The organism is Amycolatopsis albispora (assembly GCF_003312875.1).
In the GTDB taxonomy this organism is placed as follows: Bacteria; Actinomycetota; Actinomycetes; order Mycobacteriales; family Pseudonocardiaceae; genus Amycolatopsis; species Amycolatopsis albispora.
On sequence record NZ_CP015163.1, the window covers coordinates 1,372,732 to 1,384,852 of the forward strand.

Annotated in this window: 15 protein-coding genes; 10 read left to right on the forward strand and 5 right to left on the reverse strand. The window is 70.9% G+C overall.

The annotated features are described in order from the left end of the window. Positions 1 to 18: 18 nt before the first annotated feature. Positions 19 to 876: a sigma-70 family RNA polymerase sigma factor gene (locus A4R43_RS06620; RefSeq protein ID WP_113691501.1), complete on the forward strand. Its 858-nt coding sequence runs from the start codon at positions 19 to 21 to the stop codon at positions 874 to 876. Here A4R43_RS06620 and A4R43_RS06625 read toward each other — a convergent pair. Then, the gene (locus tag A4R43_RS06625; RefSeq protein WP_113691502.1) at positions 866 to 1,780 is read right to left on the reverse strand and encodes an NAD-dependent epimerase/dehydratase family protein; all 915 of its coding nucleotides are present in this window, start codon (positions 1,778 to 1,780) and stop codon (positions 866 to 868) included. The two genes, A4R43_RS06620 and A4R43_RS06625, sit on opposite strands and share 11 nt — an antisense overlap. Before the next feature lie 68 nt (positions 1,781 to 1,848). On the opposite strand from A4R43_RS06625, the gene A4R43_RS06630 reads away from it, so the two are divergent. From A4R43_RS06630 to A4R43_RS06650, 5 genes are all read left to right on the forward strand, one after another. Then, positions 1,849 to 2,493 carry a TetR/AcrR family transcriptional regulator gene (locus A4R43_RS06630; protein ID WP_113691503.1) on the forward strand — a complete coding sequence of 215 codons (645 nt, stop codon included), beginning with the start codon at positions 1,849 to 1,851 and terminating at the stop codon, positions 2,491 to 2,493. Beyond that, a complete protein-coding gene (locus tag A4R43_RS06635; RefSeq protein WP_113691504.1) occupies positions 2,490 to 2,792 on the forward strand; it encodes a DUF6204 family protein in 303 nt (100 codons plus the stop codon). Before A4R43_RS06630 ends, A4R43_RS06635 begins: the two co-directional genes overlap by 4 nt. Before the next feature lie 80 nt (positions 2,793 to 2,872). After that, entirely contained in the window at positions 2,873 to 3,238 is a 366-nt protein-coding gene (locus A4R43_RS06640; RefSeq protein WP_113691505.1) for an ArsR/SmtB family transcription factor, read from the forward strand. Further along, positions 3,235 to 3,717, forward strand: a complete 483-nt coding sequence (locus A4R43_RS06645; protein WP_113691506.1) for an SRPBCC family protein — start codon at positions 3,235 to 3,237, stop codon at positions 3,715 to 3,717. The genes A4R43_RS06640 and A4R43_RS06645 overlap by 4 nt, the downstream gene beginning before the upstream one ends. Positions 3,718 to 3,720: 3 nt before the next feature. After that, complete coding sequence (locus A4R43_RS06650) at positions 3,721 to 4,296, forward strand: TIGR03086 family metal-binding protein (RefSeq protein ID WP_113691507.1); 576 nt, start codon at positions 3,721 to 3,723, stop codon at positions 4,294 to 4,296. A gap of 149 nt (positions 4,297 to 4,445) precedes the next feature. On the opposite strand, the gene A4R43_RS06655 is transcribed toward A4R43_RS06650, so the two are convergent. The 3 genes from A4R43_RS06655 to A4R43_RS06665 all read right to left on the reverse strand — a co-directional run bounded on the left by A4R43_RS06655 (position 4,446) and on the right by A4R43_RS06665 (position 6,905). Continuing rightward, complete coding sequence (locus A4R43_RS06655) at positions 4,446 to 5,201, reverse strand: class I SAM-dependent methyltransferase (protein ID WP_113691508.1); 756 nt, start codon at positions 5,199 to 5,201, stop codon at positions 4,446 to 4,448. A gap of 1 nt (position 5,202) precedes the next feature. Beyond that, positions 5,203 to 6,153: a sporulation protein gene (locus tag A4R43_RS06660; RefSeq protein ID WP_113691509.1), complete on the reverse strand. Its 951-nt coding sequence runs from the start codon at positions 6,151 to 6,153 to the stop codon at positions 5,203 to 5,205. A gap of 83 nt (positions 6,154 to 6,236) precedes the next feature. Further along, entirely contained in the window at positions 6,237 to 6,905 is a 669-nt protein-coding gene (locus tag A4R43_RS06665) for a FadR/GntR family transcriptional regulator (RefSeq protein ID WP_113697385.1), read from the reverse strand. 124 nt (positions 6,906 to 7,029) lie between these two features. On the opposite strand from A4R43_RS06665, the gene A4R43_RS06670 reads away from it, so the two are divergent. Both A4R43_RS06670 and A4R43_RS06675 read left to right on the forward strand, forming a co-directional pair. Next, positions 7,030 to 7,527, forward strand: a complete 498-nt coding sequence (locus A4R43_RS06670) for a gluconokinase (protein ID WP_113691510.1) — start codon at positions 7,030 to 7,032, stop codon at positions 7,525 to 7,527. Further along, positions 7,524 to 8,897 carry a GntT/GntP/DsdX family permease gene (locus tag A4R43_RS06675; RefSeq protein WP_113691511.1) on the forward strand — a complete coding sequence of 458 codons (1,374 nt, stop codon included), beginning with the start codon at positions 7,524 to 7,526 and terminating at the stop codon, positions 8,895 to 8,897. Before A4R43_RS06670 ends, A4R43_RS06675 begins: the two co-directional genes overlap by 4 nt. A gap of 69 nt (positions 8,898 to 8,966) precedes the next feature. Here A4R43_RS06675 and A4R43_RS06680 read toward each other — a convergent pair whose 3' ends face one another. Further along, positions 8,967 to 9,794 carry a PaaX family transcriptional regulator gene (locus A4R43_RS06680; protein ID WP_236808807.1) on the reverse strand — a complete coding sequence of 276 codons (828 nt, stop codon included), beginning with the start codon at positions 9,792 to 9,794 and terminating at the stop codon, positions 8,967 to 8,969. 99 nt (positions 9,795 to 9,893) lie between these two features. Here A4R43_RS06680 and A4R43_RS06685 point away from each other — a divergent pair, with 99 nt between their 5' ends. Together A4R43_RS06685 and A4R43_RS06690 are read left to right on the forward strand one after the other, a co-directional pair. Then, the gene (locus tag A4R43_RS06685) at positions 9,894 to 10,778 is read left to right on the forward strand and encodes an amidohydrolase family protein (protein ID WP_162788345.1); all 885 of its coding nucleotides are present in this window, start codon (positions 9,894 to 9,896) and stop codon (positions 10,776 to 10,778) included. Between the two features lie 38 nt (positions 10,779 to 10,816). After that, complete coding sequence (locus A4R43_RS06690) at positions 10,817 to 12,118, forward strand: MFS transporter (RefSeq protein ID WP_113691513.1); 1,302 nt, start codon at positions 10,817 to 10,819, stop codon at positions 12,116 to 12,118. The last annotated feature ends 3 nt before the right edge of the window (positions 12,119 to 12,121 follow it).

Genomic DNA, 12,121 nt, shown 5'->3' on the forward strand with positions numbered 1-12,121 from the left:
ACGAACGGAGGATGGCCGATGGGCGACGCAGACTTCCTGGCGCGGCGGTTCGAAGAGCACCGCGCGCACCTGACCGCGGTGGCCCACCGCATGCTCGGCTCGCGCGCCGAGGCCGAGGACGCGGTGCAGGAAGCGTGGGTGCGCCTCAGCCGCGCCGGCGGCGACGGGGTGGAGAACCTGGCGGGCTGGCTGACCACGGTGGTCGCCAGGGTCTGCCTGAACCACCTCCAGTCACGCAGGTCCCGGCGCGAGGAGCCGCTGGAGCACGCGGAACCGGCCGAGGTTCGCGAACGCGGTCCCGAGCAGGAGGCGGTCGAAGCCGACTCGGTCGGGCTGGCGCTGCTCGTCGTGCTCGACACGCTCACCCCCGCCGAACGCCTCGCTTTTGTGCTGCACGACCTGTTCGCCGTGCCGTTCGACGAGATCGCGCCGATCGTGGACCGCACCCCGGCCGCCGCCCGGCAGCTCGCCAGCCGCGCCCGCCGCCGCGTCCGGGGCGCGCCCGTGCCCGAGCAGGACCACTCGCGCAAGCGCGAGATCGTGGACGCCTTTCTCATCGCGTCGCGGGCAGGCGACTTCGGCGCGCTGCTGTCGATGCTCGACCCGGACGTGGTGCTGCGCGCCGACCAGCGCGCCGTGCACATGGGCGCGAAGGCCGAGCTGCTCGGCGCGGACGAGGTGGCGAAGGCGTTCCTCGGGGTGGCGAAGCGCGCGCAGGTCGCGGTCATCGACGGGTCCGTCGGCGCGGTCGTGGCGCCACGCGGCCGCACACGCCTGGTCCTGAACTTCACCATGGTCGGCGCCCGGATCGCGGCCATCGAGGTGCGTGCCGACGTCGATCACCTGAAGGCGCTCGACGTCGAACTCATCGGCTGAGCGCGGCGGCGGTGGCCCGCCAGCCCTCGCGGGCGCTGGGGAACTCCGGCGCCCAGCCGGTGGCTTCGCGGAACTTCGTGTTCGCCACGCGGAGGGACCGGGTGAGCGAGGTCAGCCGGTCGCCGAGCAGCAGCGCGGCCCGCCCCGGTCCGCGGAACCAGGCGCGGGCGCCCGCGGCTTCGGCGAGCGCATCGGCGTATTCGCGCTTGGTCAGCGGTTCGTCGTCGACCACGTTGTAGGTGCCCGCGGGCGCGTGCAGTGCGGCGGCGACGGCCCGCCCCGCGTCGGCCACGTGGATGGACGACACATAGCCGCCGGACGGCCCGAGCTGCGCGGCGATGTGGTGCCGGGCCTGCGCGAACAGCTGCTCGGCGTGCGCCGCGCCCGGTCCGTAGAACCAGCCGAACCGCAGCACGACGCCGGTGCCGCCGGACTCGGTGAAGCCGTGGGCGCTGGCCTCGGCGGCGAGGTTCGTCCTGGCGATGGGATACCGGTCGACCGGGTGGTCCTCGCTGATCCAGCGCGTGCCGTGGTCGCGGTAGAGCATGCTCACCGACTCCTGGACCAGGTGGCCGACCCCGGCGTCGAGCGCCGCGCCGGCCACCGCGGCCGAGCCCTCGGTCCGCACCTTGGCGCAGTCCGCCCACGCCCGGTTGCTGAGGAACCGGGTCATCGGCGGGATGGCCGAGGCGAGATTGGCCACCGCGTCGTGCCCGTCGAACGCGGCCGCGAGTGCCGCGCGGTCGAACAGGGACACCGTGACCGCGGTGGCACCCCGCGCGGTGAGGCCCGCCGCCTTGTCCGGCGTGCGCGCCAGTGCGGTCACCTCGTGTCCGGCTTCGAGGAGCGCGGGCACCGCGTACCTGCCGACGGCCCCGGTCGCGCCCGTGACAAAGATCCGCATGGCCCGAGGGTAGTGGCGGCGAAATAATGAAGTCGACTCCAAAATTACTATGTGCTCTAATATTGGCCATGAGTGAAGGCTTGCGGGAACGCAAGAAACGGTTGACCCGGCGGCGGATCGCCGAGGTCGCGCTCGGGCTGTTCGTCGAACGCGGCTTCGACCAGGTGACGATCGCCGAGGTGGCCGATGCCGCCGACGTCTCGGTGAACACCGTCTACAACTACTTCGCCACCAAGGAGGACCTGGCGCTGCCGCCGGAGGAGGCGTCGCCGGACCGGCTGGCGGACATCGTGCGCGGCCGCGCGCCGGGGGAGTCGGCGGCGGTGGCGGTGCTCGGGCGATTGCGGGCGGAAGTGCGGCGGCGGGACCGGGCGGTCGGCCTGACCGACGGGTTCGGGCGGGTGCTGGCGATGATGCTCGCCGCGCCCACGCTGGCCGCCCGACTGGAAGACCTCAGCGGGCGGATGGTGGACCGGCTCGCCGAGCTGCTCGCCGCGGAAACCGGTGCGGCGGAAGGGGATCCGGTGCCGCGACTGGTCGCCGGGCAGCTCGGCTGGTGCCACAGCGTGGTGTTCGGCGAAATCGGCAGGCGGACCGTGGCCGGTGAGGACCCGGCGCTGATCGCCGAGGCCGCGCTGTCCCTGCTCGACGCGATCGAAGACCTGCTCGGCGAGCGGGTGCTCACCTATGCCGCCCGGATGGAGGAAGCATGACCAGGGAAGTGTTCCGCGTGACGATCCGCGGCAAGTTCGGCGACCTGACCGCCGAGCAGTGCGCGCGGCTCGCCGAGCACGCGGGGGAGCTGATGTTCAGTGAGACCGGCACGTTCACCCACGACGCGAACGCGACCGTGTTCACCTTCCGCTGCCAGGTCCCGGCGCGCCCCGATGACGACGACCGCACCGCGAAGCAGCGGGCGATCGCCGCACTGGACGCACACGAGCTGCCGTACCGGGACCTCACCGTCGCGGTCACCGACCTGCGCGACATCCGCATCCAGCGGAAGCGCTGAGCAGCGTTCTCAACTGATTGGTTGACAACGACGGGACCGTGTCCTAGCTTCTTGTTCAACCAACGAGTTGAGGACGGGCGATGGACGACGTTGAACGGCTCAACCGGGTGTTCGCGGCACTGGCCGACCCGACCCGGCGCGACCTGGTGGCTCGCCTGGCCGCCGCGGACGCGACCGTTGGCGAACTGGCCGAGCCGTACGACATGAGCATGCAGGCCATCTCGAAGCACGTGAAGGTGCTCGAGGAGGCCGGGCTGGTGACCAGGAGCCGGGACGCGCAGCGCCGCCCGGTCCACCTGGACGCGGCCGTGTTCGACCTGATGACGAAGTGGATCGAGCGGTACCGCCGGCAGGCAGAGGAGCGTTATCGGCGCCTCGACGCGCTGCTGGCCACCATGACCGGCGCCGGGGATTCGGCGCGCATTCCCGAGGAGGACGCATCATGAGCAAGCAGGAAACCGAGATCAACGCGGACCCGAAGGTGCCGACGATCGAGATCGTCCGCGAGTTCGACGCCGCGCCGGAGCACGTGTTCCGCGCCCACGTCGATCCCGAGCTGTACGCGAAGTGGATCGGGCCGCGGTCGGTGAGCACGAGGATCACCAGATGGGACGCCCGCACGGGCGGCGCGTGGGCCTTCGCCAACGATCGTGACGGCGAGGAGATCGCCTCCTTCTTCGGCAGCTTCCACGAAGTGCGCCCGAACGAGCGGATCGTGTGGACCTTCACCTACGAAGGCGAGCCGGACGGTGTCGCGCTGGAGACGCTGACCTTCGAGGAACTCGGCGGCGGGCGCACGCGGCTGAAGATCGTGAGCGTGGTCAAGGACTTCGAGACCCGCGACGGCATGCTGGCCAGCGGCATGGAGGTCGGCGTCAACGAGGGTTACGCGAAGCTCGACGAGCTGCTCGCGAAGGGGATCTGAGCAATGGCGTCCGAGAAGTCCGAGACCAAGGGGCCCGCGCGGCAGCACGCGCACGACGCCGCCCGGTTCACCGAACTGGTCGAATCCGCGTCACCCGGCGACTGGGCGCGGCCCAGCCCGGTCGCCGAATGGACGGCCATCGACATCGTGAAGCACCTGGTGGAGTGGTCGCGCGGCTTCCTGACCGGGGCCGGGATCGAGCTGCCCGCACTGGACGTCGAGGCCGATCCGGTGGCGGCCTGGAAGCAGCACGCGGCCGACATCCAGGCCATTCTCGACGATCCCGCCGGGCGGGTGCTGCGCAATCCGCACACCGGTGACCAGCCGGTGGACGAGGCGATCGACCGGTTCTACACCGCGGACATCTGGATGCACACCTGGGACCTGGCCAAGGCGCTCGGCCGCGAACCGGAGCTGGGCGAGGAGCGCTGCGCCGCCGCGCTGGCGGGCATGGAACCGATCGAGCAGGTGCTGCGGGACAGCGGGCAGTTCGGGACAGCGGTGCCGGTCGCCGCCGACGCACCCGCGCAGGACAGGCTGATGGCGTTCCTCGGCCGCGATCCGGCCTGGCAGCCCTGATCCGCGCCCGGTTTCCCCGCGATGAAAGCGAACGGAAAGGGCGAGGCCCTACCGTCCGGGGCGACCGGCGCTTCCCGGTGCGCCGGCCGACCCGGAAGGAGAGCGGCGAAGTGCGAGATCGAACCTGGGCCTATCCCGCCTGACCGCGGTCAGGGTGCGGTCGCTGTGGCCAGGACGCGGCGCAGCTCGCCGAAGATGGCCAGCATCCGCTCCGCCTCGTCCCGCATGGACCGCATCGCGGGATCGTCACCGGCGTCGGTGGTGAGCGCTTCCTGCCACAGCGCCTTCTCGGCCGTGCGCCACTCCGGTTTGCCGGTGACCTCGACGCCGCCGAACCCGGCCAGCGTCAGCTGCGTGCGCAGATCCAGCCGCCGCAACCGGTCCGGCACCCGTTCGCCGGCGCCGTCCTCGCCTTCCCAGCAGGTGAGGACCAGGCGCCCGCCGGGACGCAGCACCCGGCGGCACTCCCGCAACGCGTCCAGCGTCGGCTCGGCGAACTGGATCGAGTCGACCACCAGTACCGCGTCCACGGACGCGCCGGGCAGGCCGGTGGCGGTCAGCTCACCCACCCGGAACTCGGCCCGGTCAGCCAAATCCATCGCCCGCGCCTGATCGTGGGCCTGCTCGACGGCGACCGCCGAGAAGTCCACGCCGAGGACCCGGCAGCCGGTGCGCCGCGCGATCTCCAGGCCGTACCCGCCGCGGCCGCACGCGAGGTCCAGCAGAAGCCGGTCCTCGCGCAGGCCGAGCGCCGTGACCACTTCGCCGAGCCCGGCGCCGCCCAGCAGGCTGGTGGAGCGCAGCTCCGGCGGCAGGCCGAGCACTCGCCGGACCAGCTCGTCCGCCACCGGCGACCCGGCCCGATCCGCGTACCAGCCGTCGAACCCCGCCGCGCTCGTGGTCATCTCATTCCTCGCCGAAGTCCCCGAAATCGCCCATTTCGTCGATCACTTCGCCGAGGACCATACCGCCGACCACCCCGGCCGCCACGCCACCGACCATCGCGCCCATCCCGGGTCCGTGCCCGTGATGTCCGTGATGTCCCTGGTGGCCGTACTCGTCATGGTGTCCGTGGTATCCCGACGGCCTGCTTTCGGCGACGCGGGTCAGCCACTCGCCGACCAGCTGAGGCCAGTTCACGCGCTCGGCTTCGTCGTGCGCGTACCCGAACCGCCCGAAGGCGTCACCGCCCGAGCCGAACATGCCGCCGCGCTTGTCCGCCTCCAGCACCACGTGCAGTTCCTGCGGTGTGGCCACAAAAGTCAGCTCGACCTCGTTGATCCGACCGGCGAATTCGCGTGGCGGGAAGAACTCCAGCTCCTGGAAGAAGCCGAGCCGCTGCGGCACCCCGTGCAGCCGCCCGACCTCCACATCCGCGCTGTGGAACTGGAAACCCAGCTCCCCGAAGGCGTCGAGCACGGTTTCCTGCGACGGCAGCGGGTGCACCGCGACCGGGTCCAGGTCGCCCTTGTCCGGTGCTCCGGCGATGACCAGTTCGGTGCGCACGCCGACCACCATGCCGCGCAGGTGCGCCGAACCGACCGCGGTGAGCGGGGTTTCCCACGGCACCGGCAGTTCGAACGGCACGTCCAGCTGTTCACCGGCGGTGACGCGCACGTCCTCGCGCACCACGATCCGGTGGAATTCCGCGGCACCGGCGCGTTCGTGGTCGTGGTGCTCGGCTTCGGCGCTGGTCACCAGCGACAGTTCGATGCGGTCGATCTTCGCCTCGTGCTTGCCGCCCTGAATGCGGACCTGGCCGGTGATCCGGCCGCCGGGCACCGCGTCGGGGGAGTCGAGCACGGTGTCGACCGACGGCCCGCCGACGCCGAAGGCGCTCAGCATCCGTTTGAACATGGGGAATTCCTCCGGAAAGGGGAGTGGGATCGCCTCGGCTCGTCTGGTTGCCGAAAGGCGCAAAGCGGACATTAGCAGGCCGGTCAGCCCGACAGTTCCACCATCTCGTCCCGGGCCTGGATGACGATGTCGCGCATGGCGCGCTCGGCCCGGTCCGGCTCCCCGCGGTCCACCGCGTACGCGACTTCCTGGTGCAGTGCCACGGCTTCCGGCTGCGGTTCCGGCGGCATCAGCCCGTGCCCGGTCCGCCCGGTGAGCACCTCGGCCACCACCTCGGAGAGCTGCGCGAACATCGGATTTCCCGACGCGGACAGCAGCAGGTCGTGGAAGTCGATGTCGTGCCCGAGAAACGTGGTCAGGTCGCGTGCCTTCGCCGTGCTCGCCAGCCGTGACCCGAGCGCGCGCAGCCTGCCCCGCTGCTCCGGGGTGGCGCGCAGCGCGGCGAACCGGGCGGCGCTCGGCTCGATGGCGGACCGCAGCTCGGTCAGCGTGCGCAGCGCGGACTGCCGTTGCGGCCCGTCGAGCTGCCAGCGGATCACCCGCGGGTCGTAGTGGTTCCACTCGGCGTGCTCACGCACGGTCACGCCGACCCGCCGCTTGCTCGAGGTGAGGCGCATCGTCTCCAGCGCGCGCACGACTTCGCGCGCGACCGTGCGCGAAGCGCCGTAACGCACCTGCAGTTCTTCCAGGCGGAGCACCGAGCCAGGCGGCAGCTCGCCACCCGCGATCGCGGTGCCCAGCTCGTCCAGCATCTTCGAGTGCACACCGTCGGCCATGCGGTGACGGTAACGTACTGACTCGATTAAGTAGTACCTTTCACTTGCTTAAGTAGTACTTATTGGGTCTACTCTCTGCCGCGGACAAGGAGGTCACCCAATGGCGGTCATCGTGGTGATGGGCGTGGCAGGAGCGGGCAAGAGCACCATCGGCACCGCGCTGGCCGAGCGCCTCGGGGTCGAGTACGCCGAGGCGGACGAGTTCCACCCGGCGTCGAACATCGAGAAGATGACCTCCGGTGTCCCGCTCACCGACGAGGACCGGTGGCCGTGGCTGCGCTCGATCGCGGCCTGGGTGCGCTCGCACGACCGCACCGGCGGCGTGGTCACCTGCTCGGCGCTCAAGTACGCCTACCGGGACGTGCTGCGGGCCGGTGGTGACGTCTGGTTCCTGCACCTCGACGGCGCACGCGAACTGCTCGCCACCCGGATGGGTGGACGTTCCGGCCACTTCATGCCCCCGTCGCTGCTCGACTCGCAGCTGACGGATCTCTCCCCGCTGCGCCAGGACGAGCGCGGGTACACCCTCGACATCGGCGCCCTGCCGGAGGACCTCGTCGAAGCCGCGCTCACCGCCTACCGGAAGGACCACCCGTGAACACACTCGCCGCGGCTGCCGGCGGTCACGAACTCCGCCTGCTCGGCGCGACCGTGCTGGCCATCGCGCTGATCGTGCTGCTGATCACCAAGCTGAAGCTGCACCCGTTCCTGGCGCTGATCCTCAGCTCCGGCGTGCTCGGCCTGGTGGCCGGCATGCCGGTGGACAAGCTGATCAAGAGCTTCAGCTCCGGCGTCGGCTCGACGGTGGCCTCGGTCGGCGTGCTGATCGCGCTCGGCGCGATGCTCGGCAAGCTGCTCGCCGATTCCGGTGGGGCCGAGCAGATCGTGGACACCATCATCTCCCGGTCGGGGCCGAAGCTGCTGCCGTGGGCGATGGCGCTGGTGGCCGCGTTGATCGGGTTGCCGATGTTCTTCGAGATCGGCCTGGTCATGCTGATCCCGGTGGTGCTGCTGGTGTCCCGCCGCAGCGGGCAGCCGCTGATGCTGCTCGGCATCCCGGCACTGGCCGGGCTGTCGGTGCTGCACGGCCTGGTGCCGCCGCACCCCGGTCCGCTCGCCGCGGCCGGTGCGCTCAACGCCAACGTCGGCATCACGCTGGCACTCGGGGTGCTGATCGCCATCCCGACGGTGATCATCGCCGGTCCGGTGTTCGGCAGGCTGGCCGCGCGGCTGGTGCCGGACGCCAAGGCGCCGGAGCACCTGATCCCGGAGTCGGTCGGCGACACCGAGCAGAACACGCGGCGCCCGAGCTTCTTCGCCACGGTGGCCACCGTGCTGCTGCCGGTGGTGCTGATGATGGGCAAGGCGCTGGCGGACATCCTGCTGGAGAAGGAAAACCAGCTCCGGCGCGTGCTCGACTTCGTCGGTGACCCGCTGGTCGCGCTGCTGGCGGCGGTGCTGGTCGGCATGCTCACCCTGGGCCGGGCCGCCGGGTTCAGCCGTGGCCGGATGTCGAGCACGCTGGCCGACTCGCTGGGCCCGATCGCGGGCATCCTGCTGATCGTCGGCGCCGGTGGCGGGTTCAAGCAGACGCTGGTGGACGCCGGTGTCGGCGACGTGATCACCGACCTGGCCACCGGGGCGAACTTCTCGCCGCTGCTGCTGGGCTGGCTGGTCGCGGTGGCCATCCGGCTGGCGACCGGCTCGGCGACGGTGGCCACGGTCTCCGCGGCGGGCATCGTGGCGCCGCTCGCGGCCACTTTGGACCCGACGCACAGCGCGCTACTGGTGCTCGCGATCGGTGCCGGTTCGCTGTTCTTCTCGCACGTCAACGATGCCGGGTTCTGGCTGGTGAAGGAGTACTTCGGCCTTTCGGTGGGGCAGACGGTGAAGAGCTGGTCGATCATGGAGACGGTGATCTCCGTGGTGGCGATCGTGCTCATCCTGCCGCTCGGCGCCCTGCTCTAGCCGCGAACACGAATGTGGCTTTCGGGGCGGAAAACGCCCCGAAAGCCACATTCGTGTCCATGGCCCCCCTTACGGCACCGGGATTTCGTCGAGCACCTCGGTGGCCAGCGCGCCCGCCGTTTCCTGGTACCGCGTGGCCAGCCGGTGGAACAGCTGCTCGGCCCGGATGGCTGGCCAGTCCGGCGCCAGGTGCTCGGCGGGCAGGTGCGGATCCTGCCGGACCAGCTGCAGCCAGTCGGTGTGCAGCACCAGCTGACGCGCCAGTTCGTCCGGCAGCGCGGGCAGCGGTGACGGCGTCTCCCACCGGCTGAGGAAGGCGTGGTAGCGCGTCGCGATCGCCTCGACGTCGAACGCGCGGCGCACCAGGTCGGCCGATTCGGTCGGCTTGGTGTGCTGCGCGATGAACACGTTCACGTGGTCGCCCAGGTCACCGGTGAGCGCGGTGAGCGCGGTGCTGTCCTTGACGCCCGGCGCGATCCACAGCCCGTTCTGCAGCGGCCCGAACCCCGCCCAGACCAGCCGTGACCGCAGGTCGTGCCGGTCGCTGCGCCTGCTGTCGGGCAGCGAGAAGCCGACCAGCGTCCAGTGCCCGTCCCAGTCGCGGTTGACCGCGCCGGTCTGCCAGATCCGCCGCTTGCCGTCGGCCAGCACCTCCGCCGCCCGGGTGGTCAGTCTGAAGTAGACGCGGCGGCCGCGGCGGTGCCGGGTGAGCAGGCCGCGCCCGACCATCCTGGTCAGCGTGGAGCGCACCGCCTCCTCCGAGATGCCCACCCTGGCGAACACGTCGATCACGCTGCCGGAGTAGACGGCGGTGTCCCGGCCCGCCACGTGCAGGCCGAGGAAGCTGAGCATCAGCGACTGCGGCCTGGCCGAGTAGCTCAGCGGTTCTTCGGTCACGCGCTCAGCCTAGAGCCCCGCCAATGTTGGGCACAATCTTGACGGCCGTCACAACATCGCCCTATGTTGAAGCCCGGCCGTCGATGGCGAGGAGGCGCGGTGGACCTCGAAGAACTGGTGGCCATCGACGTGCACACGCACGCCGAGGTCTCGGCGGACGGGCACCCGTCGCTGAACCCCGAACTGCTCGCGGCCTCGGCGAGCCACTTCGGCGCGCACGGCCACCGGCAGCCCACCATCGCCGAGATGGCGGCGTACTACCGCGAACGCCGGATGGCCGCGGTGGTGTTCACCGTGGACGCCGAGCACGCCACCGGCCACCCGCGGATCGCCAACGAGGAGATCGCCGCCTCCTGCGCCGAGCACGCCGACGTGCTCATCCCGTTCGCCAGCGTCGATCCGTGGAAAGGGCTGGCCGGCGTGCGCGAGGCGCGGCGGCTGGTCGAGCGGCATGGGGTGCGCGGGTTCAAGTTCCACCCGAGCATCCAGGGTTTCGCGCCGGACGACCGGATGGCCTACCCGCTGTACGAGGCGATCGAGGAACTCGGCGTGCCCGCGTTGTTCCACACCGGGCAGACCGGGATCGGCGCCGGCGTGCCGGGCGGCGGCGGGATCCGGCTGAAGTACTCCAATCCCATGCTGGTCGACGACGTGGCCGCGGACTTCCCGGAACTGCGGATCGTGCTGGCGCACCCGTCTTTCCCGTGGCAGGACGAGGCGCTGGCGGTGGCCACGCACAAGCCGTACGTCCACATCGACCTGTCCGGGTGGTCGCCGAAGTACTTCCCGCCGCAGCTGGTGCGCTACGCCAACTCGCTGGTCAAGGACAAGGTGCTGTTCGGCTCGGACTACCCGCTGATCACCCCGGACCGCTGGCTCGCCGACTTCGAAAAGCTGGAGATCAAGCCCGAGGTCCGCCCGCGGATCCTCAAGCACAACGCGGCGAAGCTGCTGGGCCTCACCACGCGTGAAGAACACCCGTAAAACCACCGGTAGCACCCCCGACGACGAGGGAGTCCGCCATGACCGAGCCGTCGCACGATCCCGTCCAGCTCCGGCGCGCGGTCGCGTCGAGCTTCCTGGGCAGTGTCATCGAGTACTACGACTTCCTGCTCTACGCCACGGCTTCGGCGGTGGTGTTCGACAAGGTCTTCTTCTCCTCGCTCGACCCGCTCGCGGCCACCGTCGCCAGCCTCGGCACCTTCGCCACCGGCTACCTGGCGCGCCCGCTGGGCGGGGTGGTCTTCGGCCACTTCGGCGATCTGCTGGGGCGCAAGCGGATGCTGTTGCTGACCATGTCGCTGATGGGCGTGGCCAGCTTCCTGATCGGCCTGCTGCCGACCTACGCCCAGGCCGGTGCGCTGGCCCCGATCGGGCTGGTGCTGCTGCGGGTGGTCCAGGGCATCTCGGTGGGCGGGGAATGGGGTGGCGCGGTGCTGATGTCGGCCGAGCACGCGCGCACCCGGCGCGGGCTGTGGGCCGGGTTCACCAACGCCGGGGCACCGTGCGGCATGGTGCTGTCCACCGCCGCGATGAGCGGTACCGGCGCGATCGTCGGCCAGGAGGCCTTTCTCGACTGGGGCTGGCGGATCCCGTTCCTGCTCAGCATCGCGCTGCTGGCGGTCGGCCTGTTCGTCCGGCTGAAGGTGGAGGAGACGCCGGTGTTCCGCGCGGTGCGCGACACCGGCCGCCGCCGGGTGCCGGTGCTCGACGTGTTCCGCAAGCACCCGCGCGTGCTCGCGCTCGGTGTGGGCGTCGGGCTGGCGGCGTTTGTCGCGCAGTCGACGCTGACCACCTTCGTGGTGGCGTACGGCGTGCAGGAAGGCCATCCTCGGCAAAGTGTGCTGAACGCGCTGACCATTTCGTCGGCGTGCGCGGTGGTCGGCATTCTCGGCTGGTCGGCGGCCTCGGACCGGTTCGGCAGGCGGCCGGTGGTGGTGGCCGGGGCGCTGGCCATGGCGGTCTACGGGTTCCTGCTGTTCCCGCTGGTCGCCACCGGGAACGGGCTGCTGCTGGTGCTCGCGCTGGTGCTCGGCCAGGGCGTGCTCCACCCGATGATGTACGGGCCGCTGGCCGCGTTGTACGCCGAGCTGTTCAGCACGGAGAACCGGTACACCGGGGCGTCGCTGGGCTACCAGCTGGCCGGTCTCGGCGCGGGCTTCGCGCCGCTGCTGTTCGCCGAGCTGCGGCGCGGGCCGGGCACGGCGGCGATTTCGTGGATCATCGCGGCGTTCTGCGTGCTCACCGTGGTGTGCGTGCTGGCGCTGAAGGAAACCAGCAGGCAGGACCTCAGCGGCGGCGCGGTGCCGGAGACCGCGTCCTGAAGG

Coding starts and splice junctions, on each gene's coding strand:
- A4R43_RS06630 (WP_113691503.1), top strand. CDS start 1,849: ATGAGTGAAGGCTTGCGGGAACGCAAGAAACGGTTGACCCGGCGGCGG.
- A4R43_RS06650 (WP_113691507.1), top strand. CDS start 3,721: ATGGCGTCCGAGAAGTCCGAGACCAAGGGGCCCGCGCGGCAGCACGCG.
- A4R43_RS06625 (WP_113691502.1), bottom strand. CDS start 1,780: ATGCGGATCTTTGTCACGGGCGCGACCGGGGCCGTCGGCAGGTACGCG.
- A4R43_RS06645 (WP_113691506.1), top strand. CDS start 3,235: ATGAGCAAGCAGGAAACCGAGATCAACGCGGACCCGAAGGTGCCGACG.
- A4R43_RS06670 (WP_113691510.1), top strand. CDS start 7,030: ATGGCGGTCATCGTGGTGATGGGCGTGGCAGGAGCGGGCAAGAGCACC.
- A4R43_RS06690 (WP_113691513.1), top strand. CDS start 10,817: ATGACCGAGCCGTCGCACGATCCCGTCCAGCTCCGGCGCGCGGTCGCG.
- A4R43_RS06655 (WP_113691508.1), bottom strand. CDS start 5,201: ATGACCACGAGCGCGGCGGGGTTCGACGGCTGGTACGCGGATCGGGCC.
- A4R43_RS06665 (WP_113697385.1), bottom strand. CDS start 6,905: ATGCTGGACGAGCTGGGCACCGCGATCGCGGGTGGCGAGCTGCCGCCT.
- A4R43_RS06635 (WP_113691504.1), top strand. CDS start 2,490: ATGACCAGGGAAGTGTTCCGCGTGACGATCCGCGGCAAGTTCGGCGAC.
- A4R43_RS06620 (WP_113691501.1), top strand. CDS start 19: ATGGGCGACGCAGACTTCCTGGCGCGGCGGTTCGAAGAGCACCGCGCG.
- A4R43_RS06660 (WP_113691509.1), bottom strand. CDS start 6,153: ATGTTCAAACGGATGCTGAGCGCCTTCGGCGTCGGCGGGCCGTCGGTC.
- A4R43_RS06640 (WP_113691505.1), top strand. CDS start 2,873: ATGGACGACGTTGAACGGCTCAACCGGGTGTTCGCGGCACTGGCCGAC.